At 40.8% G+C, this 26,288-nt stretch carries 28 protein-coding genes and 1 pseudogene; 25 read left to right on the forward strand and 4 right to left on the reverse strand.

Going from position 1 to position 26,288, the window contains the following annotated elements; translation table 11 throughout:
* The first annotated feature begins 69 nt into the window (after nt 1–69).
* Nucleotides 70–1,509, forward strand: a complete 1,440-nt coding sequence (gene aspA / locus ACFQ0V_RS12875; protein ID WP_381014332.1) for an aspartate ammonia-lyase — start codon at nt 70–72, stop codon at nt 1,507–1,509.
* A 264-nt stretch (nt 1,510–1,773) separates the two neighbouring features.
* Nucleotides 1,774–2,064: a late competence development ComFB family protein gene (locus ACFQ0V_RS12880; RefSeq protein WP_381014333.1), complete on the forward strand. Its 291-nt coding sequence runs from the start codon at nt 1,774–1,776 to the stop codon at nt 2,062–2,064.
* A gap of 79 nt (nt 2,065–2,143) precedes the next feature.
* Here the strand turns inward: ACFQ0V_RS12880 and ACFQ0V_RS12885 are convergent, their stop codons facing one another.
* The gene (locus ACFQ0V_RS12885) at nt 2,144–2,962 is read right to left on the reverse strand and encodes a flagellin (protein ID WP_381014335.1); all 819 of its coding nucleotides are present in this window, start codon (nt 2,960–2,962) and stop codon (nt 2,144–2,146) included.
* A 146-nt stretch (nt 2,963–3,108) separates the two neighbouring features.
* On the opposite strand from ACFQ0V_RS12885, the gene ACFQ0V_RS12890 reads away from it, so the two are divergent.
* From ACFQ0V_RS12890 to ACFQ0V_RS12980, 19 genes are all read left to right on the forward strand, one after another.
* Nucleotides 3,109–3,507: a flagellar protein FliS gene (locus tag ACFQ0V_RS12890; protein WP_381014337.1), complete on the forward strand. Its 399-nt coding sequence runs from the start codon at nt 3,109–3,111 to the stop codon at nt 3,505–3,507.
* A gap of 79 nt (nt 3,508–3,586) precedes the next feature.
* Entirely contained in the window at nt 3,587–4,081 is a 495-nt protein-coding gene (locus tag ACFQ0V_RS12895; RefSeq protein WP_381014339.1) for a flavin reductase family protein, read from the forward strand.
* Nucleotides 4,082–4,175: 94 nt separating this feature from the next.
* Complete coding sequence (locus ACFQ0V_RS12900) at nt 4,176–5,024, forward strand: DegV family protein (RefSeq protein WP_381014341.1); 849 nt, start codon at nt 4,176–4,178, stop codon at nt 5,022–5,024.
* Between the two features lie 10 nt (nt 5,025–5,034).
* Nucleotides 5,035–6,405 carry a DEAD/DEAH box helicase gene (locus tag ACFQ0V_RS12905; RefSeq protein WP_381014342.1) on the forward strand — a complete coding sequence of 457 codons (1,371 nt, stop codon included), beginning with the start codon at nt 5,035–5,037 and terminating at the stop codon, nt 6,403–6,405.
* The gene (locus tag ACFQ0V_RS12910) at nt 6,402–7,055 is read left to right on the forward strand and encodes a ComF family protein (protein ID WP_381014344.1); all 654 of its coding nucleotides are present in this window, start codon (nt 6,402–6,404) and stop codon (nt 7,053–7,055) included. Before ACFQ0V_RS12905 ends, ACFQ0V_RS12910 begins: the two co-directional genes overlap by 4 nt.
* A gap of 9 nt (nt 7,056–7,064) precedes the next feature.
* Nucleotides 7,065–7,667, forward strand: a complete 603-nt coding sequence (locus tag ACFQ0V_RS12915) for an IS607 family transposase (RefSeq protein WP_381014346.1) — start codon at nt 7,065–7,067, stop codon at nt 7,665–7,667.
* Complete coding sequence (locus ACFQ0V_RS12920) at nt 7,664–8,830, forward strand: RNA-guided endonuclease InsQ/TnpB family protein (RefSeq protein WP_381014348.1); 1,167 nt, start codon at nt 7,664–7,666, stop codon at nt 8,828–8,830. The genes ACFQ0V_RS12915 and ACFQ0V_RS12920 overlap by 4 nt, the downstream gene beginning before the upstream one ends.
* A gap of 150 nt (nt 8,831–8,980) precedes the next feature.
* Nucleotides 8,981–9,391 (forward strand): TIGR03826 family flagellar region protein, encoded by a 411-nt coding sequence (locus ACFQ0V_RS12925; RefSeq protein WP_194562782.1) that lies wholly within the window; start codon nt 8,981–8,983, stop codon nt 9,389–9,391.
* Nucleotides 9,392–9,549: 158 nt separating this feature from the next.
* Nucleotides 9,550–9,810: a flagellar biosynthesis anti-sigma factor FlgM gene (gene flgM / locus ACFQ0V_RS12930; protein WP_381014350.1), complete on the forward strand. Its 261-nt coding sequence runs from the start codon at nt 9,550–9,552 to the stop codon at nt 9,808–9,810.
* A 26-nt stretch (nt 9,811–9,836) separates the two neighbouring features.
* On the forward strand, nt 9,837–10,340 hold the full coding sequence (locus ACFQ0V_RS12935; RefSeq protein ID WP_381014352.1) for a flagellar protein FlgN: 504 nt from the start codon (nt 9,837–9,839) through the stop codon (nt 10,338–10,340).
* 14 nt (nt 10,341–10,354) lie between these two features.
* Complete coding sequence (gene flgK / locus ACFQ0V_RS12940) at nt 10,355–11,974, forward strand: flagellar hook-associated protein FlgK (RefSeq protein WP_381014354.1); 1,620 nt, start codon at nt 10,355–10,357, stop codon at nt 11,972–11,974.
* A gap of 18 nt (nt 11,975–11,992) precedes the next feature.
* A complete protein-coding gene (gene flgL, locus ACFQ0V_RS12945) occupies nt 11,993–12,952 on the forward strand; it encodes a flagellar hook-associated protein FlgL (RefSeq protein WP_381014356.1) in 960 nt (319 codons plus the stop codon).
* 59 nt (nt 12,953–13,011) lie between these two features.
* A complete protein-coding gene (locus ACFQ0V_RS12950) occupies nt 13,012–13,566 on the forward strand; it encodes a DUF6470 family protein (protein WP_381014358.1) in 555 nt (184 codons plus the stop codon).
* Nucleotides 13,567–13,645: 79 nt separating this feature from the next.
* On the forward strand, nt 13,646–13,963 hold the full coding sequence (locus ACFQ0V_RS12955) for a DUF3870 domain-containing protein (protein WP_381014360.1): 318 nt from the start codon (nt 13,646–13,648) through the stop codon (nt 13,961–13,963).
* Between the two features lie 140 nt (nt 13,964–14,103).
* Nucleotides 14,104–14,976 carry a 3-hydroxyacyl-CoA dehydrogenase NAD-binding domain-containing protein gene (locus ACFQ0V_RS12960; RefSeq protein ID WP_381014362.1) on the forward strand — a complete coding sequence of 291 codons (873 nt, stop codon included), beginning with the start codon at nt 14,104–14,106 and terminating at the stop codon, nt 14,974–14,976.
* Nucleotides 14,969–16,300 carry a short-chain fatty acid transporter gene (locus ACFQ0V_RS12965; RefSeq protein WP_381014363.1) on the forward strand — a complete coding sequence of 444 codons (1,332 nt, stop codon included), beginning with the start codon at nt 14,969–14,971 and terminating at the stop codon, nt 16,298–16,300. Before ACFQ0V_RS12960 ends, ACFQ0V_RS12965 begins: the two co-directional genes overlap by 8 nt.
* Before the next feature lie 23 nt (nt 16,301–16,323).
* Entirely contained in the window at nt 16,324–17,013 is a 690-nt protein-coding gene (locus tag ACFQ0V_RS12970; RefSeq protein ID WP_381014365.1) for a cyclase family protein, read from the forward strand.
* Nucleotides 17,010–17,564 carry a hypothetical protein gene (locus ACFQ0V_RS12975; protein WP_381014366.1) on the forward strand — a complete coding sequence of 185 codons (555 nt, stop codon included), beginning with the start codon at nt 17,010–17,012 and terminating at the stop codon, nt 17,562–17,564. Before ACFQ0V_RS12970 ends, ACFQ0V_RS12975 begins: the two co-directional genes overlap by 4 nt.
* 5 nt (nt 17,565–17,569) lie before the next feature.
* Nucleotides 17,570–18,601 carry a zinc-dependent alcohol dehydrogenase gene (locus ACFQ0V_RS12980; protein ID WP_381014368.1) on the forward strand — a complete coding sequence of 344 codons (1,032 nt, stop codon included), beginning with the start codon at nt 17,570–17,572 and terminating at the stop codon, nt 18,599–18,601.
* A 97-nt stretch (nt 18,602–18,698) separates the two neighbouring features.
* Here ACFQ0V_RS12980 and ACFQ0V_RS12985 read toward each other — a convergent pair whose 3' ends face one another.
* Complete coding sequence (locus ACFQ0V_RS12985; RefSeq protein ID WP_381014369.1) at nt 18,699–20,270, reverse strand: FG-GAP repeat domain-containing protein; 1,572 nt, start codon at nt 20,268–20,270, stop codon at nt 18,699–18,701.
* Between the two features lie 141 nt (nt 20,271–20,411).
* Here ACFQ0V_RS12985 and fliW point away from each other — a divergent pair, with 141 nt between their 5' ends.
* From fliW to ACFQ0V_RS13005, 4 genes and pseudogenes are all read left to right on the forward strand, one after another.
* Complete coding sequence (fliW, locus tag ACFQ0V_RS12990) at nt 20,412–20,843, forward strand: flagellar assembly protein FliW (protein ID WP_381014371.1); 432 nt, start codon at nt 20,412–20,414, stop codon at nt 20,841–20,843.
* Nucleotides 20,844–21,071: a carbon storage regulator CsrA gene (gene csrA, locus ACFQ0V_RS12995; RefSeq protein WP_381014373.1), complete on the forward strand. Its 228-nt coding sequence runs from the start codon at nt 20,844–20,846 to the stop codon at nt 21,069–21,071. It begins immediately after the preceding gene.
* A 246-nt stretch (nt 21,072–21,317) separates the two neighbouring features.
* Nucleotides 21,318–22,508 (forward strand): flagellin N-terminal helical domain-containing protein, encoded by a 1,191-nt coding sequence (locus ACFQ0V_RS13000; protein WP_381014375.1) that lies wholly within the window; start codon nt 21,318–21,320, stop codon nt 22,506–22,508.
* Between the two features lie 358 nt (nt 22,509–22,866).
* Nucleotides 22,867–22,980 (forward strand): annotated as a pseudogene (locus ACFQ0V_RS13005) (flagellin); the annotation flags it as partial.
* A gap of 441 nt (nt 22,981–23,421) precedes the next feature.
* Here the strand turns inward: ACFQ0V_RS13005 and ACFQ0V_RS13010 are convergent.
* A complete protein-coding gene (locus ACFQ0V_RS13010; RefSeq protein ID WP_381014379.1) occupies nt 23,422–25,197 on the reverse strand; it encodes a hypothetical protein in 1,776 nt (591 codons plus the stop codon).
* 122 nt (nt 25,198–25,319) lie between these two features.
* Entirely contained in the window at nt 25,320–26,255 is a 936-nt protein-coding gene (locus tag ACFQ0V_RS13015; protein ID WP_381014381.1) for a hypothetical protein, read from the reverse strand.
* Nucleotides 26,256–26,288 lie beyond the last annotated feature (33 nt).

Raw genomic sequence — 26,288 nt, forward strand, 5'->3', positions numbered from 1 at the left:
GCTAACGAGAAAATGTTACACTAGTGATGACAATTAGAGTTTAAGTGAGGAAGAAGGAATGGTGACGACATGCAACAAGAAGAGCAATTTCGAATTGAACGAGACTTTTTAGGAGAAAAACGTGTTCCAGTAGACGCTTACTACGGTATTCAAACATTACGCGCAGTAGAAAACTTCCCGATTACAGGCTATCGCATTAACCCTGCGTTAATCGAAGGGATTGCGATTGTGAAAAAATCTGCAGCGGAAGCGAACGCAGCGACAGGTCAATTAGACCAAACGATTGCGAACGTCATTATTCAAGCGGCGGATGAGATTATTCAAGGACAGTGGCATGATGCGTTTTTAGTCGATCCGATTCAAGGAGGCGCCGGCACATCTGTCAATATGAATGCAAACGAAGTCATTGCAAACCGCGCCCTCGAATTGTTAGGGAAAGAAAAAGGTGACTACGCAACGATTAGCCCGAACTCGCACGTCAATATGGCACAATCGACAAATGATGCTTTCCCGACAGCGATTCATATCGCCGTTTTAACAAAAGTTGAAACATTGCTGCAAACGATGGATCGCCTTTACGTCACATTTAAACGTAAAGCAGAAGAATTTGACGGCTATTTAAAAATGGGACGTACACACTTACAAGATGCGGTTCCGATTCGTTTAGGTCAAGAGTTTTCAGCATATGCGCGCGTCTTCAAACGCGACATCGAGCGTATCCATGAGTCACGCAAATATATGTATGACGTTAATATGGGCGCAACAGCAGTCGGTACAGGGCTTAACGCCGACCCGAAATATATCGAATACGTCGCAGAACGATTGAGTGCTAATAGCGGATTCCAACTACGTTCAGCAGAACACCTCGTCGATGCGACGCAAAATACAGACGGTTACGTCTACATTTCAGGTGCGCTTCGTGGTTGTATGGTGAACATGTCTAAAATCGCCAACGACTTGCGCTTAATGTCATCAGGACCACGCGCAGGCCTTGCGGAAATTACATTGCCACCACGTCAACCGGGCTCATCGATCATGCCAGGGAAAGTGAATCCAGTCATGGCGGAAGTGATGAACCAAGTGGCCTTCCAAGTGATGGGGAATGACCAGACGATTGCGTTATCTTCAGAAGCAGGACAATTCGAATTGAACGTGATGGAGCCAGTGCTTGTCTTTAACTTATTACAATCTATTGAAATTATGACGAATGTCTTTAATGTCTTTAATGATTACTGTGTAGACGGGATCGTCGCAAATGGCGAAACGATGCAACAGTACGTTGATCGCAGTATTGGCATCGTGACAGCAATCAACCCGCATGTCGGTTACGAAACAGCAGCGCAAGTCGCACAAGAAGCTCTTCAAACAGGACGCTCGGTACGTGACATTTGTGCGGAACGTGGCATTTTAACAGAATCAGAACTCGATGTCATTTTACACCCAGAAGAAATGACAGAACCAGGCATTTCAGGAGCAGAATTGCTGACGAATGCACAACGACAACGTTAATAAAAATATAGAAGACTACATTCTCATTTTGTTAGAATGTAGTTTTTTTAGTTCACAAAATCTTCTAATAATTTACGTATAATGAATCAAAAGTAGTTAAAAGGATGATATAGTTAGAATAATATAAGAAATGGAAAAAGAAGAAAAATAGGTCGAAGTATGCTACAATTAAATTAATTCAATATCGCGATAGGCTAAAGGACCTTGTAAGAACTTAATAGGTCATAGTTTCATATAAAAATACATGAAAAAGGGGAATGCGAAATGATTGTGAACGTAATGGAAGAAGTTGTAGAAGAAGTGTTGAAACGTTATCAAACCCAGTTGAAACTTTGTTGTGAATGTCAACATTGTACAACAGATGTGAAAGCCCTTGCACTGAACGATTTAAAGCCGAAGTATGTGACGAACCCAGATCATTCTGTGTACGTGCGTGCGGTGCTGGAAGGAGACCCACAAGAAGTGACGAAATTGTTATCAGTCGTCACACGAGCGGCTTCAAAAGTATCGTCTAACCCACGATGCGACAGCGATTTTACACAGAAAACTTCATAAGTGACAACGTCTTTCTGAGAGGAAAGGCGTTTTTTGTTGCACAAAAAAAGATGAAGCATCGTCGCTCCATCTTTTCGGATTAAAATAATTTCAATAAGTCGTGCATATTGTTGTTCACTTGTTTGATCAACAATTGATCACCTTGTTGGCGGATGTCCATTTGAACGAAGTCCATCATTTCTTGTGACATGACAGAATCTTCTAATTCAGAAAGCGCACGTGTTAAGTTGCTTTCGTACATCGCAGCGTTCGCCATATGGCTTTCGATTGCTTGCATTTTTGAACCGATCTCTGTCATATGTTTAGCGATGATCGCTGTTGCTTCATCTAAACGTGTAATAAATTCATTCGCTTTTTCACGCGTTGAGATTTGGTCTTTTTCGCCGTCTTCTTTTAACTTTAATTTTTTCGCTGTTACTTCAATTAAGTTAATTTCGATTTTTTGGTTTGAGTTTGAACCGATTTGGATGACGAGTGGAATCGTTTCGCCGAGAATTGCACGTGTGTTAAATTCTAAATTTCGGGCTGTCTCATCGATCGCTTCCGCTAATTGGTTTAACTCTTCTTGGGCAATTTCGCGGTCTTCATCCGTCATCGTATCTGTCGCTGCCATGACAGCGAGTTCACGCATGCGGTCTGTCAGTCCACTAATGTTGTTCATTCCTTCGTTCATCGTCTCGAGTGCAGATAACCCGTCATTCATATTATGTTGGGCTTGAGACAATCCACGAATTTGCGCGCGCATTTTTTCACCGATTGCGATTCCTGAAGCATTTTGTTCTCCCTTACCGGCTTTGAGTCCCGTGCTTAAGCGGTCGAGCGATTTCGAAATGTTCGTATTGTTGCGAGTCGCACGGTTTGATGAAAATGCGATATGTTCGTTACTATGAACGCGCATAGTGCCACCTCTTTTCTACTTTATTCATGTATTCACTTCTTAATATCGGACACATTTAGTACAATTGAAGTAAAAATAACCGATATTATGTTAAAGTTTAAAAAATGGAATTGGAATTGTAAGAAGAAAGGTGGAGGCGACGACGTATGAATTATAAGGAAGCCCATGCGAAATACCAACAAACTCAGCGTGTGACATTGCCGGAAGTAGAGGCTGTCATTTTGTTGTTGCGTCAAGTGGAGCGTGGAATCGAACAGCTCGAACGCGCTTTGGCAACTGACGATACACGTTTGCGTGATGACACGCTCCGTGATATTCAGACGCTCATGTTTGAACTGATGGGGCGTACGAATCGCAAAATCGAAAAGGGCGAGCGTCTCTTTTTAACGTATATGTACATTAATCAATCGTTCATTACGATGCGTATTTCAGAGGCTTATGAACTATTGCCAGAGACGAAAGCGCATGTCGAAACGTTGCGTGACTCCTGGGAAGAAGCTCTCCAAATTCAACGAAAGCGAACGTTTCGCACGAATCAAATATAAAATAAGCCTCGCATTTGTCTATTCTCGCATTTCGTAATACACTAAAGCAGAAATACGAAATTGAAAGGGGAATGGAACAATGATTCATGATTTTAAAGAAGCGATGGGGAGTTATCCGACGGGGGTGACCGTCGTGACGACGAAGACAGAAGAGGGGAAACCGGTCGGTATGACAGTGAACTCATTTACGTCCGTATCGATTGAACCACTACTCGTGTCATGGTCGATCGATAAGCGTTCAGGAAGCTTAGAATTTTTCATGGATGCGAACCGTTTTGCGGTGAACATTTTAGCGGCGGACCAAGCGGACGTTTGTTGGACATTTGCGAGCCGTGATGAGACGGACCGTTTCGGTAAGACGGAATGGACGGATACAGATTACGATTTACCTGTAATCGACGGAGCGTTTGCGCAATTTGAATGCCGTAAAGTGCAACAAATTGAAGCGGGCGACCATTACATTTTAATCGGAGAAGTACAAAAGATTACGAAAAACGATAAAGAACCACTTCTTTATTACAAACGCGAAATCGGTCGGATTGAAGAAATCGTAGAAAAGTTAAAAGACGCATAACATACTTTTGGTATAAAAAGTAGTGACACTTGTCATCTTTTCATTTCAATTTTCGACAAAGTTCGGTAAAATGGAATGCAGGAGTTGATTAAGAGTGAAAACTGCAGTTGTAACGGACAGTACGGCATACTTGCCACCACAATTAAAAGAACAATTAAACATCCATACGATTCCACTCATGGTGACAATCGACGGCGAAACGTACGAAGAAGACGTCGATTTATGCATGACGGAATTTTACGATAAAGTGCGTGGGAAAGGGCCACTGCCAAAAACGAGTCAGCCAGCGATTGGCCGTTTCGTTGATTTATATACACAATTGAAAGAAGAAGGATATGCATCGGTCGTTTCGGTACATTTATCGAGCGGCATTAGCGGTACGTTCGCAGGAGCGGGACAAGCGGGCGATATGGTAGACGGTATTGACGTCATTCCGTACGACTCGGAAATTTCGTGCTACGTGCAAGGATTTTACGTCATTCGTGCCGCAGAACTCGCACAAGAAGGAGCATCTGCAGAAGAAATCGTCGCAGAACTCGACCGTCTTAAACAGACGGTGCGCGCGTACTTCATGGTGGACGATCTTTCTCACTTGCAGAGAGGTGGACGTTTGAACGGCGCCCAAGCCCTCATCGGGAGCTTGCTTCAAGTGAAACCGATTTTGCATTTTGAAAATAAAGTGATCGTCCCGTTTGAAAAAATTCGCACGCGTAAAAAAGCGATGAAACGTATTGAAGATCTATTGGCAGAAGATGCGAAAACGAAAAAACTCGATGCTTCGATCATCCATGCGAACAGTTTAGAAGAAGCAGAAAAATGGAAAGCGGAACTTGAGGAACGTTTGCCAGAGGTCAACTTTACCATTAGTTATTTCGGTCCTGTCATCGGCACTCATTTAGGAGAAGGCTCGATGGGACTCGGTTGGTCAGAACGAAGAAAATAGGAGGGAAAGAATGGAACGCCAAATCATCGAATGGGTGAACGGGCGCATTCTTCCTTACGAAAATATTCCTTTCAACAAAGAAGCAATTGAAGCACTTATCGCGCAAGGAGAACTTGAAGTTTTGCGCGGAGTGGAAAGACGAGCGAGCGGTTCTTATATATGTCGTCGCTGTCGCAATGAAGAACGGTATTATTTCGAAACTTATACTTGCGCCGCATGTGGTGAACGTTGTACATATTGTGTACGATGCTTCCGCATGGGGCGCATTTCTTCGTGTTCGAAAGTGGTGAGGTGCCGGGCGATTGAGCGGGGAAATTGGCCTAAGTATGAATACGATTGGAACGGTACGTATTCGTACTTACAACAACGCGGAGCGGATGCGCTCGTCCGGGCTGCACGTGAAAATGAAGGTCATCTCATCTATGCTGTTTGTGGGGCAGGAAAGACAGAAATGATTTTCGCCCCGATTGATGCTTATTTAAAAGAAGGAAAACAAATCGCCGTCGTCAGTCCGCGCGTCGATGTCATTTTAGAACTCGCCCCTCGTTTTGAAAAAGTGTTTCGAGGTGTGCCGATTCAAGTGTTGTACGGGGGAGCGGAAGATCGGGGGCAACCGTTTCACCATGCGATTACACTTGCGACGACGCATCAGCTCTTTCATTACGACGAGGCGTTCGATGCGATTTTCGTCGATGAAGCAGACGCATTTCCGTACACGTACGATATCATTTTACGTCGCAATGTCGAAGCGGCTCGCAAAAAAGGAGCGCCGATTCATGCGATTACCGCAACCCCGACGAAAGCGTTAGAACGAGAATACCGCGAGAATACGACGATCATCCCGTCTCGCTTCCACGGACACCCCCTCCCTTTACCGACATTTCGCATGCTGATGCGTTACGAGAAAGCGTTAAGTAAAGGGAAATTACCTCGTGTTGTTGTCGAGTGGGTTCGCGCTCAAATTGACGCTGGACTCCCGTTTTTATTGTTTTTTCATTCGATTGAGGCGATGGAAGGCGTGCGTGATTTCGTGCAACGCATTCATCCGACGATTGAAGTCGTCCATTCGGAAAGCGCGCAAAGGAAAGAGTTCGTCCAACAATTGCGTGACGGGGAGCGGGTCGGGCTTTGTACGACGACGATTTTAGAACGCGGTGTGACGATTCCGAAAGTACAAGTGGCAGTGCTCGGGGCGGAACAGCCAATCTTCACGAAAGAAGCGCTCATTCAAATTGGCGGACGTGTCGGACGCAGTAAAGATCATCCGACGGGAGATTTTGTCCTTTTTCATGCGGGATGGACGCGGGCGATGAAAGCGATGGAGCGGGAAATGAAAAAGTTAAATCGTCTTCATGAGCGAGCGAAGGAGGAAGCGCGATGAAATGTTTAATTTGTGACCGAACGTTGCGCGAGCTGATGAGTTGGTCCTACATTTTACATCGAAGCCGTCAACCGCTATGCGAAAAATGCGCCTCTCAATTTCAATCTTTTAAACAATCCTTTTCTCTTTCAGGACTCGATTTTGTCACAATTCATTATGAGTATAACGAAATGATGCAAGACGTGATATACTCATATAAAGGATTCGGACATATTCGGTTAGCCAAGCTGTTTCGTCCTTTATTTACTCCGTTAAAGAAAGAGCGACGTGCGAGCATCGTACCGATTCCTTCTCATGTACATAAGGTGGAAAGAATCGGATTTCAACCGATTGAACATTTGTTGCGGGTGGCCGAAGTGCCGTATGATCCACTCCTCGTGAAAGTGTATGACGGAGAATTAAGTCGCCTTTCGAAAGAGGAACGCCAACAAGTGGACCGAATTGTGCGAGTGCGTGAAGGAGTACGCGTTCGTGCGCATTGTATTTTAATCGATGATGTCATCACGACAGGAACTACATTACAACAAGCGGCGGCTGTACTGCGGGAAGCGGGAGCGAAGCGCATCGATGCGTTCGTCTTAAGTCGTCCAGTGAAAAGGAGTTGTTATACAGTAGATAAAAACATAGACAAAAGTAGACAGACATATTAAAATATAGACATGAAAAATATACTAAAACCAAAAGAGATGTCCGAGTTGCTGGGCGTTTCTGTAAAAACACTACAACGATGGGATAAAGAGGATAAACTAAAAGCTTACCGAAACCCTAGCGGAAGAAGGTATTACACCAAAGAACAATATGAAAGTTACATGGGGATTCAAAAAGAAAATAAAGTAGGTAAGACTGTTATCTATGCACGTGTTTCTAACGGTGAACAAAAAGATGATTTAGCTAATCAAGTTGAGTTTCTCAAGCAGTTCGCAAATGCAAGAGGTCTCATTATCGATGAAGTTATCACAGACATTGGCAGTGGTTTAAATTACAATCGTAAGAGGTGGAATAAATTAATTGACGAGTCTTTAGAAGGTAACGTTAAATCTATTATCATCGCCCATAAAGATCGGTTTATTCGTTTTGGGTATGATTGGTTTGAGCGGTTACTGAAGAAACAAGGCACAGATATCATTGTTGTAAACAATGAAAAATTATCTCCTTCTGAGGAATTAACACAAGACTTAATTTCAATCATTCATGTCTTTAGCTGTAGGATCTATGGCTTACGTAAATACAAACAAAAAATAAGAAAGGATGATCAGTTATGAAGCGTTCATACAAATTAGAAATTAAACCAACAAAGCAGCAACGTGAAAAGCTGATCAGAACCTTCGGTGTTTGTCGTTATGTTTATAATATGTATATCGCAACAAATATTGATCGCTACAAAGAAGGTAAAAAGTTTATGAGTGGGTATGACTTTTCTAAATGGCTGAACAACACTCACACAAAACAAAACCAACAAGATATGTGGATTAAGGAGGTATCAAGTAAGGCGGTTAAGCAGTCTATTATGAATGCATATCGTGCTTATAAAAACTTTTTCAAAGGATTAAGCAAACATCCTCGCTTCAAAAAGAAAGCTAGGCAAGATGTGAAGGCTTATTTTCCGAAAAATAATAAGACTGATTTTGAATTCAAGCGACATAAAATCAAAATCCCTACGATTGGTTGGATGACGTTAAAGGAGTTTAATTATTTACCGCAAAACGCTGTCATTAAAAGTGGTACCGTATCTCAAAAAGCAGACAGATTCTATATTTCTGTTTTGTGCGAGGTGCCTGAACAAGATAAACAAACGCCTGAAACCGAAGGCATCGGTATTGACTTAGGCATCAAAGACTTTGCAATTATAAGTAATGGCAAAGTCTACGGAAATATCAACAAGACTGAGAAAGTTCGAAAACTAGAACGAAGATTAAAACAAGCTCAACGGAAATTGAGTAGAAGTTATGAACAAAATAAAAATAAAAAGGCAGGTGAAACCTGCTACTTTAACAATCGACAAAAGCAAATTTGTCGTGTACAAAAACTACATCAGCGTCTAGCGAATATTAGAGAAAACTACCATAGAAACATTATATCTGAGCTGGTGAAAACCAAACCAGCATTCATTACAATAGAGGATTTAAATGTTCGGGGTATGATGAAAAACAGACACTTATCAAAGGCGATTGCAAAACAAGGGTTCTTTCAGTTTAGAACAAAACTACAGATGAAATGTCAAGTACATGGCATTGAGTTGCGACTCGTTAATCGCTTTTATCCTAGTTCTAAGTTGTGTAGCTGTTGTGGGCATAAAAAAGTAGATTTAACACTAGAAGATAGAGTTTATGAATGTGTAAACTGTCATACTGTGTTAGATCGTGATTTAAATGCTTCTATCAACTTAAAACAAGCTACAGAGTATGAATTATTAGTATCTGCTTAAATCAATATAGTACGGTGGGCTACATCGGAATTAAAGCCTGTGGAGAGTGATACAAACGTTAGTAGGGGGTACGTGCCGAGAACGCATTCTGAGAAGCAGGAAAAAGCTAGATGTATACTTTTGTATGTGTTTTTAGTAGCAGAGAGCATAATGGCAGAAATTCGAGATTGCCCTAGCTGTGGCCAGTTTTTCAACTACAATGGATTGCGTGAAGTATGTGCGACATGCTTCCAAGAAGAAGAGAAGATTTATGAAGAGGTGTATCGCTATTTACGTCGACGCGAAAATCGTGCAGCGACAATTGAACAAATTACGACAAAATTCGATATCGAGGCAGATTTATTGTATCGTTGGGTGCGTCGTGGCCGTCTGCAACCTGCGATGTTCCCAAACTTAGGCTATCCGTGTGATCGCTGTGGGGCAATCGCACAAGATGGGAAGTTATGCACAAAGTGTAAAGATGAGATTGAAAACGAACTTGCGCAAATCGAAGCAGCAGAAGATTTGCGAGAAGCGTTAAAAACACAAGAACATGTGACATATCATGGTCGAAAACTATAAAAGAGGAATGGGCTTTATGCTCATTTCTCTTTTTTGATAGGTCGAACGTCTTTTGAATAATCCTTTTTCATATTTTAGATAAACATTTAAGGATTTAGACCGATTATATAGCTAAGGATTAAATTCAGCTTTTAGGGATGAGGAAAGGAGAGTTTTTCATGAAAATTCAAAAAGTACATTTATATGGGGTAAATCCTTATCGCGCACAAGATACGAAGAGCGATTTAGTTAAAAATCGTCAAGCGGTTAATGATCGACTCGAAATTTCAAATACAGCGAAACATTTATCAGGGACGACGAGCTTTGAAGCGGTTCGTCAACAAAAAGTAGAAGATTTAAAAAGCCGTGTACAAGACGGTTCTTATCAAGTAGATGCCCGCGAACTTGCGGTTAATTTATTAAATCAATATCGTCGATAATAAATAGATGAAGGAGGCGATGGACGATGATGAATCAACTAGTAGCTCTCATGGGGAATTTAGAACGTCTCCATCGCAGTTTGTTGAAAGTCGCACAGGAGAAGACGAGCGTCATTAAAAGTAATGAAGTGCTCGAACTCGATGTGTTATTGAAGGAAGAACAGTCGCATTTGGCGGCGATCGTCCAATTAGACGGCGCGCGCGAACAGCTCGTGCATCAGTTGTATGCGGAGCGGAGCGGGAAGCGAGTAGACAATGTGACGATTTCGATGTTGTTGGACGTGCTTGAAGGAGCGGAGCGGGAACAGTTGGAGAATAGTCGCGATGCGTTGATCGGAGCGGTCCAAGATTTAAAATATCAAAACGATTTGAATCAACAGTTAACATTTCAGTCATTGCAGTTTATTAATTTGTCACTCGACATGGTGCGACCAGCGCCACCGTCTAATTCGATGAACTACTCGAAAAACGAAGTACATGGCATTCGGCCGTCGACAGGTGCGAAAGGCGCCTTCGATACACAAGCTTAAGGAGGAAACGATTTATGCGTTCTACATTTATGGGACTTGAAGCGAGTAAGCGAGGTCTCTTCACACAACAGTCAGCGCTCTATACGACAGGGCATAACATTTCTAACGCGAACACACCAGGATACTCACGTCAGCGCGTCAACATGCAGCCGACTGCGGGATATCCTGGTATTGGGTTAAACACACCTCAAATGCCTGGATTCATCGGGACGGGGGTAGAAGCGGGAAGCGTGCAACGTGTGCGCGATGCATTTATCGACAAACAATTTCGTCAAGAGTCGAACAAGCTCGGGTATTGGGAGTCTCGTTCGAAAGCGATCGAACAGATGGAAGACGTGTTAAACGAGCCGTCCGAATTCGGATTGCAGCGCTCGATGAGTTTGTTTTGGCAGTCGCTCCAAGACTTATCACGTGACCCAGAAAACGGCGGATCTCGTGCCGTTGCGGTAGACCGTGGGGTAGCGGTAGCAGAATCGCTCAACTACATGGACTCTTCATTGAAAGAGATTCAACGTAACTTGCATAACGAGATTAACGTGTCGACGAAAGAAATTAACTCAATTCTCGACCAAATCGCAGGGTTGAACAAACAAATTAAAGAAATCGAACCGAACGGCTACATGCCGAACGACTTATACGACGCACGCGACGTCCTCATCGACGAACTGAGCGAATACATGCCAGTCGAAGTGAGCTACACAAAATCAGGCGGAAAAGCACTCGATATTGCAGAGGGAGCGGTCACAATCAAAATCGCTGGCTCGAATCCACCAGTGGAGTTAGTGAACGGTGTAGAGCGGGTGAATGTGAAAGCGGACTACGCAAAGATTAAAAAGGAGCCAGGTCAAGATCAAGATGTAACGACACAACCGTTTCAAAAGTTAATTATTTCAGAACAAGAATCAATTGTAAACGGACCAATGGCAACTATTGTAGAAGATAAAAATAGTACGCGTGGCTACAGTGAATTGCCGAAAACGGGAAAGTTAAAAGGGATTATTGATTCTTATGGATATGCTGAATCCAAAGATGCTTCAGAAGTTAATGCGGAGGATGTAAAAGGTCTTTATCCTGACCATATGCGTCAACTCGACCAACTCGCTCGAGCATTTGCGAAAGCATTTAACGACCAACATGCTTTAGGATATCCTAAAAATCAAACAGCAGATGACACATCTAAAGACTTTTTTACAAGTAAAGATGGCACTCCGATTACAGCAGCTACGATTACAGTGAATAAGCTCATTCAAGACGATGTTTCACTATTACGTGCATCTTCCCAAAATAGTACAGAAGGTGAAGAAGGAAACGGTGCGAATGCGAAAGCATTATCTGATGTGCAACACGAGTTGTTACCTGGACTAGGTGGTTCATCTGTCCAAATGTTCTTCGAAGGAATGATTGGAGAACTTGGAGTGAAAGGACAACAAGCTGCGCGTAACGAATTTAACGCGGCGACGATGATGGAGTCTGTCACATTCCGCCGTGCTTCGGTTATGAGTGTATCGCTCGACGAAGAGATGACGGATATGATTCGTTTCCAACAAGCGTACAACGCGTCCGCTCGTATGATGACAGCGGTAGATGAAACGTTAGACAAAATTATTAACGGCATGGGCCGAGTAGGATTATAAGAAGGAGCTGACTAAGCAATGCGTGTAACTCAATCGATGCTCTCGAACAACATGCTTCGTAACTTATCGAGCAGTTATAATAAAATGGGAAAATTGCAAGACCAATTAAATACAGGAAAAAAAGTAAACCGTCCGTCTGACGATCCGGTCGTCGCGATGAAAGGAATCGCGTACCGTCACCAAGTAGCGAAAGTCGAACAGTTCAAACGAAATGTCGGCGACGTCCACAACTGGTTAGACAGCACAGACGCCGCACTCGACAATGCTGGGGAAGTATTAAAACGAGCGCGTGAACTCATGGTCAACGTCCCAACCGATTCGATGACGTATGATGATCGTCAAAAAATTGCTCAAGAACTGAAACAACTTCAAGAAAGTATGCGCGATATCGCAAACGCCAAGGTTGGTGATAAATATATTTTCTCTGGAACGAAAACGGGTAGTCCTTTATTTATTAATACTAAAGCTTACGGTGATTTAGATCAGATTCAGAAAGATTTATATGAGAAAGTAGATGATGATTCTTATAGATTAATAGCTGATGCAAAGAATGGCACACAGCGCGAAGTGAAGATTGAGGTGTTTGATGGTGTAGAATTACAAGTCAATACTTTAGGAATTGGTATTTTCGATGAGATTGATAAGAAATTCACAACAATGATTCAGGATATCGAAGGTGATAAAAATAATCAAACAAGTAAACCTGATTTAGACAAACATATCGCTTCCATGGACGATGCTTTAAATATCGTATTAGAAGCGCGTGCCGTTGTCGGAGCTCGTCAAAATCGTGCGGAATTAATGGATAACCGTCTCGACCTTCAAGAGATGGCAGCGAAAAAGCAAATGTCGCAAAACGAAGACATCGACTACGAAGTGGTCATTACGGATTTAATGACGCAAGAGTCGATTCACCGTGCGGCACTTTCTATCGGAGCGCGTATTATTCAACCGACGCTCGTCGACTTTTTACGATAAGTGATGAAGGGGGCGTTCGTCTTATGACGAGCGCTTCCGTTCTATAAGGAGTGAAGCCAATGAACATTCCACAAATTCAAATTGAAACACGTCCTGCGAAGCTCGGCTTACAAATCGACAAACCGCAACAGTCGATTGAACAACCGAAAGCTTCGATGCAACAGACGCAACCTGCTGCTATTCTCGACATTCGTCGCACGCAACCGACGCTGACGATCGACCAGACGGAAGCGTGGGCATCGATGGAACGTAAAAACATATTACGTGCGATGGACGAATTTGCGAAAGAAGGGTTAAGTGCCGTTCAAGAAGGGATGGCTCGTCGCGCATCGGAAGGAACGCAAATGATGCGCATTGAAGATGGTGGGGAAGCGATTCAAAATATCGCAAAAAACAACGCCTATCCTCCACCAGCTGATATTAACGTTCGTTTCTTACTCGGGCGTTTCGGTGTCGAGTTCTCGATTGAACCAGGAACGACGGATATAAATGTCGAACCGCAAAAGCCGACGCTCGACGTACAAGTGAATAAGCCGATCCATGAATATACGCCAGGCAAAGTGTCAGGCGTCATGGAAGACTATGGTCACATTCATATTGATATTCGTCTCTAGAAATTGTTAATATAATATTGACACAATTCAAGTAGTTTGTTATATTCTTATAAAATAAAAGTATTCAGGAGGATTAATAGTGGATACTATACTCATCACTGCTTATTCAAGAGCACCTCAAGGAACTGCAATGTATGAAAAGTTCAAACATTCTGGTATCGTACTAGAAATTGAGAAAGAAACACATAAAATTGTAAATGCAGAGTTTACTTTTATTACTGAAGTCGCTAAACAATTTTTTAGTAAATTATTAGTTGGTTTTAATTTTTATGAAGAATTAGATTTAATAATAAAAAGAATAAATGAACATTATTATGCACCTTCACAGCAGTCTGTTTTAGTTGCTTTGAAAATAGCGCACCAACGCTATGTAGATGACGTGCTCACAAATAATTAAATAATAAACGCCCTTTAAATAATAATTAAAATATTACCTATTTTAATTTTCAAATTATTTAAAAACGGCATTAACTAAAAGCTGTATTTTATTCAGCTTTTAGTTAATGCCGTTTTTTTACTTTAAGGAGGATGATGTAATTGAAATTGTTAGTTGTAGGAGGAGGAGGCATGGGTTTTGCTATTGCTACGGCATTAGCAAAACGACACGAAGTATTTTTGTTTGAGAAAGAAACAAAAAGGAGACTCGAAATTTCTTGCAATATCGATTCTGATATAACTCTATTATCAGAATTAACTGAAGTATCTGAAGTGGATATTTGTTTTGAGGCAGTAACAGAGAATTTAATTACAAAAAAACGAGTTTTCAAAGAATTAGAACATGCATTTTCAAACACCGTTATTTGTACGAATACGTCTAGTTTTACTTTAGAGCAGTTATCAGCTTCTATGAAAAATCCAGAAAGATTAATTGCTACTCATTTTTTTACACCAGCTGATTTAATTCCAATTGTTGAAGTGATGAGCAATCCCAAGGTAACTAATAAAGAATCATTAAACTTAGTAAATAAAGTATTGAAAGATATCGAAAAGTATCCTATTCAAATTAATAAAGATTATCCTGGACTTGCAGGTAACCGCTTACAAGCAGCAATCATGAGAGAAGCATTATTTCTCATAGAGGAAGATGTCATATCAATTGAAGATTTAGATATGCTCGTTCGCTGGTCATTAGGGATTCGATTAGTTACAAATGGATTGTTTTTACAAAGAGATATTAACGGTTTAGATATCCATTATGAAGTGACCAAATCTGTTTATCCGACGTTAGCGAATAACGAAACAGTGAGTTCACTACTTCTAACCAAAATCGAACAAAATGAAAGGGGAATGAAAGATAATCGTGGGTTTTATGAATGGACAGAAAGTAGTAAAAAAGAATACTTAGCAGAAAGTGAAAAAATGTTGAGTGATATTATGAAAATCATTAAAGGGGAGAAAAATAATGACTAGTTTAAACACATTTTTTACAAACTTAATGAAAAAATACTTACCCGATTCATTTACAATTGCAATTTTATTGACGATTTTAACAGGAATGTTGGCAATGATTTTACAAAAAACAAGCTTTGTAGATACTACAAAGTATTGGGGAAGTGGTTTTTGGGATCTTTTAGCTTTTACTACACAAATGGCAGTTATTTTAGCAGCAGGTTACGTTTTAGCTAAAACACCAATTGTAGACAAGATTTTAAATGGTATTGTAGCTAAAGTGAATTCACCGAAGCAAGCTTATATTATTGCGACACTAGCTGGTGGAATCGGGAGTTTAATAAACTGGGGATTTGGTTTAATTGTTGGAGGAATTGTAGCGAACAAATTGGCTAAAAATATTAAAGGGATTCATTATCCTTTAATTATCGCTGCAGGATATAGTGGGTTCTCTTTATATGGTTTGGGTATTTCAGGAACAGTTCCAGTATTAATTTCTACACCAGGACACTTTTTGGAAGAAGCGATGGGAATAATACCTTTAACAGAAACAATTTTTTCTTTACCTTTATTATTAACAACATTAGCTGTTTTAATTACATTACCTTTATTAAATGCTTTCTTACATCCGAAAGACCCATCAAAAATTATTGAGGTTGAACCAGAAGATGAAGAAGAAAATTTGTTAGCGCTTACGGAAGATGAGAAAGAAGATACAATTGCAAATAAATTAAATCAATCGAAGTGGATTGGATATTTAATTGGTGGGCTAGGATTATTCTATGTGTTTTTACATTTCAAAGATGGAGGATCATTAGATTTAAACATTGTTAACTTTGCTTTCTTGTTTTTAGGAATTTTATTGTTAGGGGCTCCGATTTATTATATTAAGCTTTTAAATGATGGCATTAAAACTGTTTCAGGAATTATTCTCCAATATCCTTTTTATGCCGGAATCATGGGAATTTTAGTCGGTAGTGGTTTAGTTGTTACATTCTCAAATTGGTTTGTTAGCTTTGCGTCTGCCGAAAGTTTACCTTTCTTTAGTTTAATTAGTGCTTGGTTTATTAATATTTTAGCACCTTCTGCTGGTGGACAATGGGCTGTACAAGGGCCAATTATGATTGAAGCTGCTAATGCTTTACAAGCTCCATTTGAAAAAGTCGCAATGGGAGTAATGATTGGAGATGCTTGGAATAACATGGTTCAACCATTTTGGATTTTACCTGTATTAGCTATCTCAGGCTTGAAATTAAAAGATGTGATGGGATATATGGTGATTATCATGCTATGGCTTGGTTTAGTATTTGGTGCATCATTCTTGATTTGGGGATATTTACTATAAAACATTAAGGAGTGGGAAGTAGGATGAAAATTATAGACTTAACATTAGAAATGAAGGATGGTATGTCGTTCCATCCTTCACATCCTCCATTGCAATTAGTTGAACAATCAACATTTGAAAATTCTAGGCATCGATATATTTCACCATGTGAAGGTTTTGAATCACGAAAAATTTTGATGTCTGATCATAGCGGAACACATATAGACGCACCTTTACACTTCATAAAAGAAGGTCCATCCGCATCTGAGATGAATTTAGATAGAACGATAGGACAAGCTGTCGTTTTAGATGTATCTCCTTATAAAAAAACAGACGAGCCCGTAACGTTAGAAATGTTGCAAAAAGCTGAACTCAAACAAAAAATAAATTGGTCTAGTATTCAAATTTTATTACTCAAGACAACAAAGTGTGTATGGGGAACAGATGAATACTTTAAAACAGAAAGCTTAGCAGAAGAAGTAATACCATGGATTTTAGATAAAAATTTAAAATTGTTAGGAATTGATTTAGGAAATATTGATTGTGACTCTAATATGAAGCGTAGTGTACATTTGAGTTTACTGTCTAACGATATTTATATCGTAGAAAACTTAGTAAACTTAGAAAGTTTACTTCCTTACGAAGATATCGTATTTGTAGGAACACCGTTAAAAATAAGGAATGCTACAGGATCTCCTATCCGAGCATTTGCTATGGTAGGAGATGCAGAATGAGAGAATTAAGTGAAAAAGATTTATTGCTTATTGAATTAGGCATTTACATTGGGATGAGGAATGAAAGAGCGATTCGTGATTTACTTCCACATCTAAACAAAGTGAATATAAGTAAAGAACAGTTTGCAGAAGTTGCTTTTACTCTCGTCCTATCCCGTGGTATTCCTTCTTGGCTTATCGCATATCCTTTTATCAATAAAATAGAAATAGTAGAAGAAGTGAATTTAAAGCAACCTACGTTCATAGAGGGGAAAGCATATTATTTAGAAGAATCAGCGACTCCCAATGTGTATGCTGATTGGGTAACTGTTGGTTATGAAGTATATGCTGAAGCGATTGAGCAATATGGACAGTTGCGCCAAGAAATTCTGAGAACTCGTTATGTGGAGCGGGTTATTAAAGAATGTATGTTATATGCTTTAAATCGAATAGACAATTTTGTGGCAGGTGAACAGTTGCACTATGCAAATATCTTGAAGTTGAGTGACAAAAGTTTGGACTTAGATTCATTAGATAGATTAGTGAATCGAATAAAAAATGGAAGTGACTGATTACAATGAAAGCTTTGATAAAGCAAAAAATAGATAATTACGGTTTAACATTGTGTGATGTACCAATGCCTAACATAAAAGAAATGGAAGTATTAGTAAAGGTAGAAGCCGTCGCGATATGTGGATCGGACGTGCATATATATCAATCAGATAATACCTACGATCGTATGAAGGATGGCACAATTATAGGACATGAATATAGCGGAGAAATTATTCAAATCGGATCGCAAGTGAAAAATTATCAAATTGGAGATAAAGTGATAGGGGAATCAAACATATTTTGTGGAGTATGTGAAGCCTGTACACAACATAAAACTCACTTATGTGAAAACTATAAAATGACAGGTATTGATGTAAATGGAGCAATGGCACAATATGTCGCTGTCAATGAAAAAATGTTACACAAGATTTCAGATGAAATTACAACTGTCGAAGCGAGTGTTATTCAACCTATGTCAGTAAGTATTAATGCAATATATAGTCATAGCACAATTAATGAACATTCATCCGTTGTCGTATTTGGTCCGGGGATACAAGGAATAATAGCAGCTGTAGCTGTGCGTTCTTTAGGAGCAAAGAAAGTGGTCGTTGTCGGTATGAATCAAGATGAAAAAGTTCGACTATCAGTAGCTAGAAAACTCGGTTTATTAACTGTAAATATCGAAAAAGAAAACGTTGAGGATGTACTTTATAAACAATGGGGGATAAGGAAGGTAAGTCACATTGTAGAAGCATCAGGTTCTATTCATGCATTTAAAGAAGCGCTGTCTTTAATAACGAGAGGCGGCGAAATTGTCGTTTTCGGTATTTATGCTCGAACGTTTGAATGTGACTTAACTTACTTAGTTCGTAATGAAATTCAAATTGCGACAAGTTATACGTCAAATGCTTCTCACTATGAACAAGCGTTGAAACTTTTGGAGAGTAGAGCAATAGATATTAAAGCGTTAATTCAAACATACCCTTTTGAAAATTATCAAGAAGCATTTGAAGATGCGATTAATCAAAGAGTGATGAAGCCAGTTTTAATATTATAAAATGATAATTGAAGATACAGAGAAAATCCCACCTTTTAAAATACTTATTGAAAAGGTGGGGTTTGTTTAGCTTAACATGTATTCGTTAGCGGTTTACTTATAGTTCAGTTTCTGAAATGAGTTCGTATGCGTAAAATGTATCGCTCGATGAATTGTATACGATGCGCAAGACGCTTTCGAATGTGCGAAGGCCTGTGCGCCTCGTTCTTTGAATATCGTAAGTATTTCGTAAATGGACGTCATAGCGACCTTCTCCGTGATCGACGACATTTAAAATCTCGAACTTCTCAAAAGTCATCGATACGCCACGACTCGCATCTCCTGGAACGAGCTTTTTCATATCGGTTTCAATCGGGCTTCCTGCTGCGATGTACGGAGCGGCAATGCTGTAATCGCCTTGCTTGCGTGCGATGATGCTCTTTTCAATGTAGAAAATGGCCGCAGCTCCTGCTCGCTCTTTAATATCTTCCGTCGACATCGGCTGACACGGTGTCGGGGAGTATTGACAAGATTCCGGTAAGTCGCGCAACACTCCTTCTAACTGCATGTCCGACTTTTTCGGAACGGTCGGTGTGAATGATGCGCTACTTTGTTTAGACGTATTATTTTGCTTAGACGAGCTGTCGTTGTTGGAAGAATTACTACTTCCTTTCGACGAGCTATCTCCTGAAGATGTGCCATTCGCTGATTGCTTATCGGACGATTTGCTATCTTTGTTATCCGCTTTCGAAGCGGTGACGTCCGTGTTCCATGAGATGTAGCATGTTTCGAGATAAGGAGCGGGTGTCCGGTGACGTGTAAATTCAGGATCTTCTCCAAAGCCAGAAATCAAAACGTATGCAGTACTTAAATTATCGCTTGCCGGTAAGTAATGATTGACAGTGACGTACCAATCTCCGTCTTCAAAGTAAGCGACAGCCTCTTCGAAATCCCAGTTTTCCGCAACAATCTCTTTCGCTTTCGTTACGCGGAATTGTTGAGCGATGCCTGTTCGGTAACTTTTTGCGGCCGTTTGTAAATGGACCGCTAATTCAAATGGTTCTTCTTCATCGTCGGTGAAGCGGTAGACGGCTAAAATTTTATCTGTCGAAACATCTTCTGTATAGCGTGCCGTCACGATGATTTCTAACATACCGTCACCGTCTAAGTCAGCCGCTGTTATTTGCCAGTCAGATGGATCAAACGCAAAGCCCAATTCATGAATAAAAGGGAAAAACGGTTCTGAAAACCAACCTTCTTTACGAGCTCGAATACTATCAGACAACTCCGTGTAGCTTAACGTATGTAAGTTCGGACCTGTCCAGCCGAGTTCGAGTTTGTATTGTTTACCGTGAAACGATACGAAAAAAGGGTAACGGTTGACGTCGAAGTCAGATCCTTCATCTACATTGTACTGGACGTGTGGTCCGATCGGTTCGTGCGTATCAAAATCGATAATATGCGATTCATACGGCGCATGAACGTTTGAGTTTTGTTCGCTCATCCACGCGAGGTCTTCCTCTAACAATTGAAAAGCTCGTTCTTTATTCGATTCTTCTGCTGCTTCACTTTCTTCTAACTCCATCTCCTCTAATGCACGCTTTGCAGATTCAACACTCGTTCCATTGTTCGAACAAGCCGCCAAAGCGAAAACGAGCACGAGAAGCATACTCCATTTACGAAATGTCATAAAATCTCTCCTTATCATGTAAAAGTTCAAACAAATTATACCATAAATGTAAGTCTACATTGTGACATCTCTCGATTGAAAGTAGTCCAATGTAAGCATTCATGTTATGCTAAAAGAAAAGGAATAAAGGAGCAATGACGCATGCAAATCGAAACGAAATTTCACGGATCTGTCTCATTAAAAGGGGCGCTTATTTACGAATTTCCACAAGGCTTACCAGGATTCGAAGACAATCATTCATTCACTATTTTACCGATTGACGGGAACGACATGTTCCAAGTACTACAATCGACAGACACACCAGGCGTCGCATTCGTCGTCGCTAACCCGTACACATTAATTGAACAATACGACATTCGCATCGACGAACCGACAATCGACTTACTCGGCATCGAATCGAAAGAAGAAGTATTCGTCTTAACGGTCGTCACCGTAAAAGAACCGTTCAACCGTTCGACACTCAACTTACAAGCACCCCTCGTCTTCAACGTGAAAACGAAAAAAGGGAAGCAAATGATTTTGAACGACGCATCATACGACATGCGCCACCCGATCGACAAGGGGGCGAAGTAAATGCTCGTCCTCGCACGCAAAAAAGGCGAAACGATCCAAATCGGTGACAACATCACATTGAAAGTAATCGACATCTCTGGCGACACCGTGAGGCTCGGCATCGACGCTCCAAAATCCGTCGAACTCGTTCGTGGTGAATTACTCGAACAATTAACAGATGAAAACAAAAGCGCCGTCGCAACAGACTTATCGAGCTTAATGCAATTAAATAATAATGAAGAAAAATGATGGCAAATGAGCCGTCATTTTTTTATTGAGATGATGTTAATACTTATTATAATTGCAATACTTGTAACAGTTACTGTTCCGAATGTCACACTTTAGACAAAAATAAAAAGAAAATATAAAAAATGATGAAAAATAGTAAACAATGAAAAGCAAGCTCCGATACATAGTATTAGTGAGGGAGATATCCACTCACACTCAAGCAAGGACGCTTGAGAAAATACAAACATTCAAGGAGGAAGATTAATCATGAGAATTAATCACAACATCGCGGCAATTAACACACACCGCCAAATGAACTTCAACAACACGAACGTAGGGAAAAACCTCGAGAAACTTTCTTCAGGTTACCGTATCAACCGTGCAGGAGACGACGCAGCAGGTCTTGCGATCTCTGAAAAAATGCGCGCACAAATCAAAGGTTTAAACATGGCTGAGAAAAACGCACAAGACGGCATCTCACTCATCCAAACAGCGGAAGGCGCACTTCACGAAACACACTCAATTCTTCAACGTATGCGTGAGTTAGCTGTTCAATCAGCAAACGACACGAACATTAACGAAGTCGACCGTGAAGCAATGCAATCAGAAGTTGAAGCACTCGTTGCAGAAATTAACGACATTGCGGGACGCACTGAGTTCAACACACAAAAATTAATTGATGGAACGTTCGAAGATAAAAAATTCCATATTGGTGCAAACAAAGATCAAAGTATTGGTGTTAAAATTGCAGCAATGGACTCAAAGGCAATTGGCTTACAGTCAGTTGCGAAAGATGTTACTGCAGACGCTGAAGGTGTTTATACAAATACGGCAGGAGATGTCGTTGCTAAAACTACAGAAGATGGACAAATCTACTCTGCAGATAACGTTAAGGAAGTTACAGTAGAGGCATTTAAAATCGATGAGGATAAAATGGTTGCTGCAGACCCAACAATCAACACAACTACAGGTTATACTGCATTATCAGGTGCTGATAAAACTGCTGCATTAAAAGACACTGCTTTTGAAAAATTATCAGATACAGAGTTAGCAACTGTGACTGTACACAAAAATACTACTGATGCAGATGAAATTGTAGTTACTATTAATGGCAAAGTAGCGAAGCTAGCAGACGCAGAAGCAGCAGTAGTTGCAGATCCAGAAAATAATACTACGGAATTAGTTGCTAAAGAAGGTGCAATTGAATTAACTGCAGTTGAAGTAGACGGTAAAACAAACTTAGAATCTACAAAATTATCAATCGGTTCACAAGTAGACGCAAACGATGCAATTAAAACAATTAACGATGCAATTAACGTTGTATCAACACAACGTGCGGATCTCGGTGCGATTCAAAACCGTTTAGAGCACACAATCAACAACCTCGGCGCGTCAGCTGAGAACTTAACGGCAGCGGAATCACGTATCCGTGACGTTGATCATGTCCAAGCCGCATAGGCTTCAGAAGGACATAGTCGTCCAGACTGGGAACGGTCTGTGAGGATCATTGGGTGAATTGCTGGAACACCTTGGTAGAGCTTCTCTCACCACAGCGTAGTTGGAAACAACAAGCGCGACGGTTTGAAAAGAGAGAAGAGGAGGCAATCAGCAGCGAAGCCCCTGTCGGGAAACCGTGGGGAACGTTCAACGACTAAGACATACCGTCTAAGGCAGTAGCTACGGCGATGAAGTCTGTAGGGTGGAATTTCGTGGAGACGAAAGGACATTCGAAGCGCCCAACCCCTAAATCAGCAACCACAATCGGCTGAACGGGTGAAGAGATAGTCTAGTCATACATGAGAGTGTATGTCGCACGATGGCGAAAGAAATGATGGAGTTCACAAAGAACAACATCTTAACTCAAGCAGCACAAGCAATGTTGGCTCAATCGAATCAAATGCCGAACGGAGTTCTTCAACTTCTTCGATAATTTGATTGCACGGGCGTCTCTCTTAGTGATAGGAGAGATCATCACTGGGTGAATTGCTGGAATCTCCTGAGAGCTTTTCCACCACAGCGGAACTGGAAACGGTACACGTGATGGTTTGAAAACGGAAAAGATTGGACAATCAGCAGCGAAGCCCCTGTCGGGAAACCGTGGGGAACGTTCAACGACTAAGACATACCGTCTACGGCACAAGCTATGACGATGAAGTCTGTAGGACCTTACTTTGTGGCAGAAGTAAGTCATCCGAAGCGCCCAGCATCTCGAAGGACTAAAGACTTATGAGATGAAGATATAGTCTACTTCCTTAATTGAAAAATAGGACTAAAGGCAAGCAAATCAGCAGCCGCAGGGAGTATTACAACTTTTACGTTAATACGACTGAAACAAAAAGAGACTTTCCAACTAGGAAGTCTCTTTTTTATGTTATAAAATATGTGATTTTCGAAGTTCGCTCACTTTATAGACGATGGCCCAATAGGTGCGTCCTAGTTGGTCTGCAATCGATTGGTCGGTTTCTCCGTTTCGTTTCATTGTAATAATCGTTTCGATTTCTTCTTCTGTATACGGGCGCATCCGTTCTCTTGAACTCGTCACGACTCGATAATGCGGATGTTTCGCTTGCCATTTTTCGCGTTCTTTTGCGAATCGATAACTCCAATTTGATTTATAGGCCATCGACGGACATGTATCTGTAATCGAAGATAAGCACTTTAAAAACTGCAACGTATGTGCTGTTTGTGACGTTCGTAAATAATATCCGTGTCCATCTGGACGCTTCGTAAGACGAAATGGGACGTCCGTGCGTTGTGTGAACCAATCACTTAGTCGTTCTAATTCTTGTTTCGTAAAGTTTTGTAAATAAAGTGCGATATGCGGAGTTAGAAAAATAGTATTCGAACGATGGTTCACACGAGGTGAGATAAGTAAAGATCCATCATCTAAAAAGAGAGTAGCTACTGCTTCTGGTTGTTTTGCTTCGTCAAAAAAGAGTGATGGTATACGTTTAATTCTTTGATCGTTCGGTTGATGTTGATAAAAATGAGATTCTAACTCTTTCCATAGCGGAGCTACTCTTGACAGTATACTATTTCCTTTCGGTGTAATTTTCCAGAATGGAGCTAATTTTAACGTTTTCCATTCACGATATTTTTTCTGCTTCATTCCATAATGTTCATAGTATGAACTGCTACTTCCCGATTTATGCTCGTTGTAGCGTAACATTCCATCTCCCATGATCGATCCGAGTACAATATTTTTTTGTGTCGTCGTAAACTGATCTAGCTGTTGAAGCTCTTTCGGTTCAAAGTGTTCTGTTGCTCGCTCTGATAAACAGTGCTGTGTAATTTCATTTAACGTGAGTCCCGTTTTCACTTGAACTTGCGCAAGTTTTTGACGGTTGTCGTCCGTTAACGTAATTTGATACGACTTCATTTCGTTGCGTTCTCGCCTCGCGTAATTCCATTTTTGAAAATATTGAGCATTTAATTCCACATTATCGATGTAGTGAGAGATTGCTTCATTTAATTCTTTTGTCGGTCGTTCGAATTGAAAGTTACTTGTCACTGTTAATGTCGTTCGCTTCGCAATCGTTTTATATGGTGATGCTGTTTTCATTTTACGAATCATGACAGGGTGCATCCACGGTTCGACGAGTTGTAAAAAGTAATTGATTTGTAGTTGATCGTACAGTAACAATCGCTTCTGGCCATCTACTGAGAATAGTAAGTTGAACTTTAAATTTAATATATACTTCAGTAATTCTCGTTCTTCATCCGTCCAACGTTCTGTCGACAAAATGAGTTTTTCCACAACACCCTCTTTATTTTTCTTCAAATGCCCATCGTCTTGATACCACCAAGCGAGTGATTCTGCGGTGAAGTATTGCTCTAAATAAGTGATTGGTATCGCTTTCATTTTATTCGGATACCAAATGTCATACAGCTGATCGATCCATTCATGTGTTGACGATTGCACCATATAGCGTTCGCTATACCCTTTTTGCAATCGATTATCTTTCACTCGTCCGTATGTCGGTTCGCTCAGCGGAATATAGTCGCGCAATTGTTCGTAGCAATAGTGCGCCCACTCGACATCTTCCACACGATGCATAAACTGAAAGCGTGGTCGCCTTCCTTCCTGTTTAATAATCGTGCCATCTCCTAACAATTTCCCTATCATTCGGGCAAAAAATGTTTCCATATGATCACCTCAAATGTTATTAATAATATCTTTATTATAGCATAAAATAGGAACGTATGTTCTTTTTAAGGTTTGATATACCCCACTGCAACTCATATTTTTTTATTATAGTGGGGGTTTCATTATGAACTGAACTTATACAATTGTTGGCGTTCTTGTATATGTTCTACCGAGCGAAAGCACCATGTGGAGAGTTCGCTTAATGTGAGGCCTGTCGCTTTTCGTAAGGCGAGGAGGCATTTTCGATTGTCGTTTGTGAGTCGTACTTGGACGTGTTTTTTCGGTTCGGTTGTGAAGGAGCGTGGGAGGAATTGTTGCATAATGCGCTCCATGTTCACGTGTTCTTCGTCGAAGAAGTAGTCGAGTCGTTCTAGTGCTGCGTTCAGTTGTGCGGTCGGTTTTGTGAGTTGAATCGTGAGTGGTAATCGAATGGCTGGTTTTTGTGCGAATGGTTTCGCAGGGAGATGTGGGTTCTTTTTGCGTTCCATGCAGTCGTTCATGTACGGTTCGACGATGTGTAAAAAGACGAAGCATTGGAATTGATCGTATAGCAAAATACGATTCGCTTTGTCTCGTCTAAATTGGAGTTGGAACGTGTCATATAGTAATTCGATTAACCATTCGTTTTCTTCTTTCGTGAACGATTCGGTTGATAAAATAATTTTTCGTACTTGTCCATTTTCGATTTTCAGATGTCCGTCGTCTTGATACCACCAGGCGAGTGCTTCAGCATTGAAGTATCGTCGGACGAATGTGCGAGGAACGATGCGTGTTCCGTTCGGGTACCAAATGTCATACAGTTTCGTAATGATCGGATGGACACGTGAGCGGACGAAGTAGTTTTCAGAATATCCTTTTATGAGTCGTTCGTCTGTCACTTTGCGATAGATCGGCTCATGAATCGGAATGTATGATTTCAGTTCGTCGTAACATTGTGTCGTCCAAGCGAGATCGGGTACGTGATGCGTATAGTGAAATCTCGGTTGGCGATTCGGCTCTCGTGTGATGCATCCGTCGCCTAACAACTTTCCCGTCATGCGAGCATAAAATGTATTCATACAATCACCTCTTCTTCATTATAGCATAAATAG

Origin of the sequence: Savagea faecisuis (assembly GCF_042675605.1) — a bacterium.
Taxonomy (GTDB): domain Bacteria; phylum Bacillota; class Bacilli; order Bacillales_A; family Planococcaceae; genus Savagea; species Savagea faecisuis.

Bases quoted from the DNA above. Each gene is read 5' to 3' on its own strand.
- aspA (WP_381014332.1), top strand. From the start codon at position 70: ATGCAACAAGAAGAGCAATTTCGAATTGAACGAGACTTTTTAGGAGAA.
- ACFQ0V_RS12880 (WP_381014333.1), top strand. From the start codon at position 1,774: ATGATTGTGAACGTAATGGAAGAAGTTGTAGAAGAAGTGTTGAAACGT.
- ACFQ0V_RS12885 (WP_381014335.1), bottom strand. From the start codon at position 2,962: ATGCGCGTTCATAGTAACGAACATATCGCATTTTCATCAAACCGTGCG.
- ACFQ0V_RS12890 (WP_381014337.1), top strand. From the start codon at position 3,109: ATGAATTATAAGGAAGCCCATGCGAAATACCAACAAACTCAGCGTGTG.
- ACFQ0V_RS12895 (WP_381014339.1), top strand. From the start codon at position 3,587: ATGATTCATGATTTTAAAGAAGCGATGGGGAGTTATCCGACGGGGGTG.
- ACFQ0V_RS12905 (WP_381014342.1), top strand. From the start codon at position 5,035: ATGGAACGCCAAATCATCGAATGGGTGAACGGGCGCATTCTTCCTTAC.
- ACFQ0V_RS12910 (WP_381014344.1), top strand. From the start codon at position 6,402: ATGAAATGTTTAATTTGTGACCGAACGTTGCGCGAGCTGATGAGTTGG.
- ACFQ0V_RS12915 (WP_381014346.1), top strand. From the start codon at position 7,065: ATGAAAAATATACTAAAACCAAAAGAGATGTCCGAGTTGCTGGGCGTT.
- ACFQ0V_RS12920 (WP_381014348.1), top strand. From the start codon at position 7,664: ATGAAGCGTTCATACAAATTAGAAATTAAACCAACAAAGCAGCAACGT.
- ACFQ0V_RS12925 (WP_194562782.1), top strand. From the start codon at position 8,981: ATGGCAGAAATTCGAGATTGCCCTAGCTGTGGCCAGTTTTTCAACTAC.
- flgM (WP_381014350.1), top strand. From the start codon at position 9,550: ATGAAAATTCAAAAAGTACATTTATATGGGGTAAATCCTTATCGCGCA.
- ACFQ0V_RS12935 (WP_381014352.1), top strand. From the start codon at position 9,837: ATGATGAATCAACTAGTAGCTCTCATGGGGAATTTAGAACGTCTCCAT.
- flgK (WP_381014354.1), top strand. From the start codon at position 10,355: ATGCGTTCTACATTTATGGGACTTGAAGCGAGTAAGCGAGGTCTCTTC.
- flgL (WP_381014356.1), top strand. From the start codon at position 11,993: ATGCGTGTAACTCAATCGATGCTCTCGAACAACATGCTTCGTAACTTA.
- ACFQ0V_RS12950 (WP_381014358.1), top strand. From the start codon at position 13,012: ATGAACATTCCACAAATTCAAATTGAAACACGTCCTGCGAAGCTCGGC.
- ACFQ0V_RS12965 (WP_381014363.1), top strand. From the start codon at position 14,969: ATGACTAGTTTAAACACATTTTTTACAAACTTAATGAAAAAATACTTA.
- ACFQ0V_RS12970 (WP_381014365.1), top strand. From the start codon at position 16,324: ATGAAAATTATAGACTTAACATTAGAAATGAAGGATGGTATGTCGTTC.
- ACFQ0V_RS12975 (WP_381014366.1), top strand. From the start codon at position 17,010: ATGAGAGAATTAAGTGAAAAAGATTTATTGCTTATTGAATTAGGCATT.
- ACFQ0V_RS12980 (WP_381014368.1), top strand. From the start codon at position 17,570: ATGAAAGCTTTGATAAAGCAAAAAATAGATAATTACGGTTTAACATTG.
- ACFQ0V_RS12985 (WP_381014369.1), bottom strand. From the start codon at position 20,270: ATGACATTTCGTAAATGGAGTATGCTTCTCGTGCTCGTTTTCGCTTTG.
- fliW (WP_381014371.1), top strand. From the start codon at position 20,412: ATGCAAATCGAAACGAAATTTCACGGATCTGTCTCATTAAAAGGGGCG.
- csrA (WP_381014373.1), top strand. From the start codon at position 20,844: ATGCTCGTCCTCGCACGCAAAAAAGGCGAAACGATCCAAATCGGTGAC.
- ACFQ0V_RS13000 (WP_381014375.1), top strand. From the start codon at position 21,318: ATGAGAATTAATCACAACATCGCGGCAATTAACACACACCGCCAAATG.
- ACFQ0V_RS13010 (WP_381014379.1), bottom strand. From the start codon at position 25,197: ATGGAAACATTTTTTGCCCGAATGATAGGGAAATTGTTAGGAGATGGC.
- ACFQ0V_RS13015 (WP_381014381.1), bottom strand. From the start codon at position 26,255: ATGAATACATTTTATGCTCGCATGACGGGAAAGTTGTTAGGCGACGGA.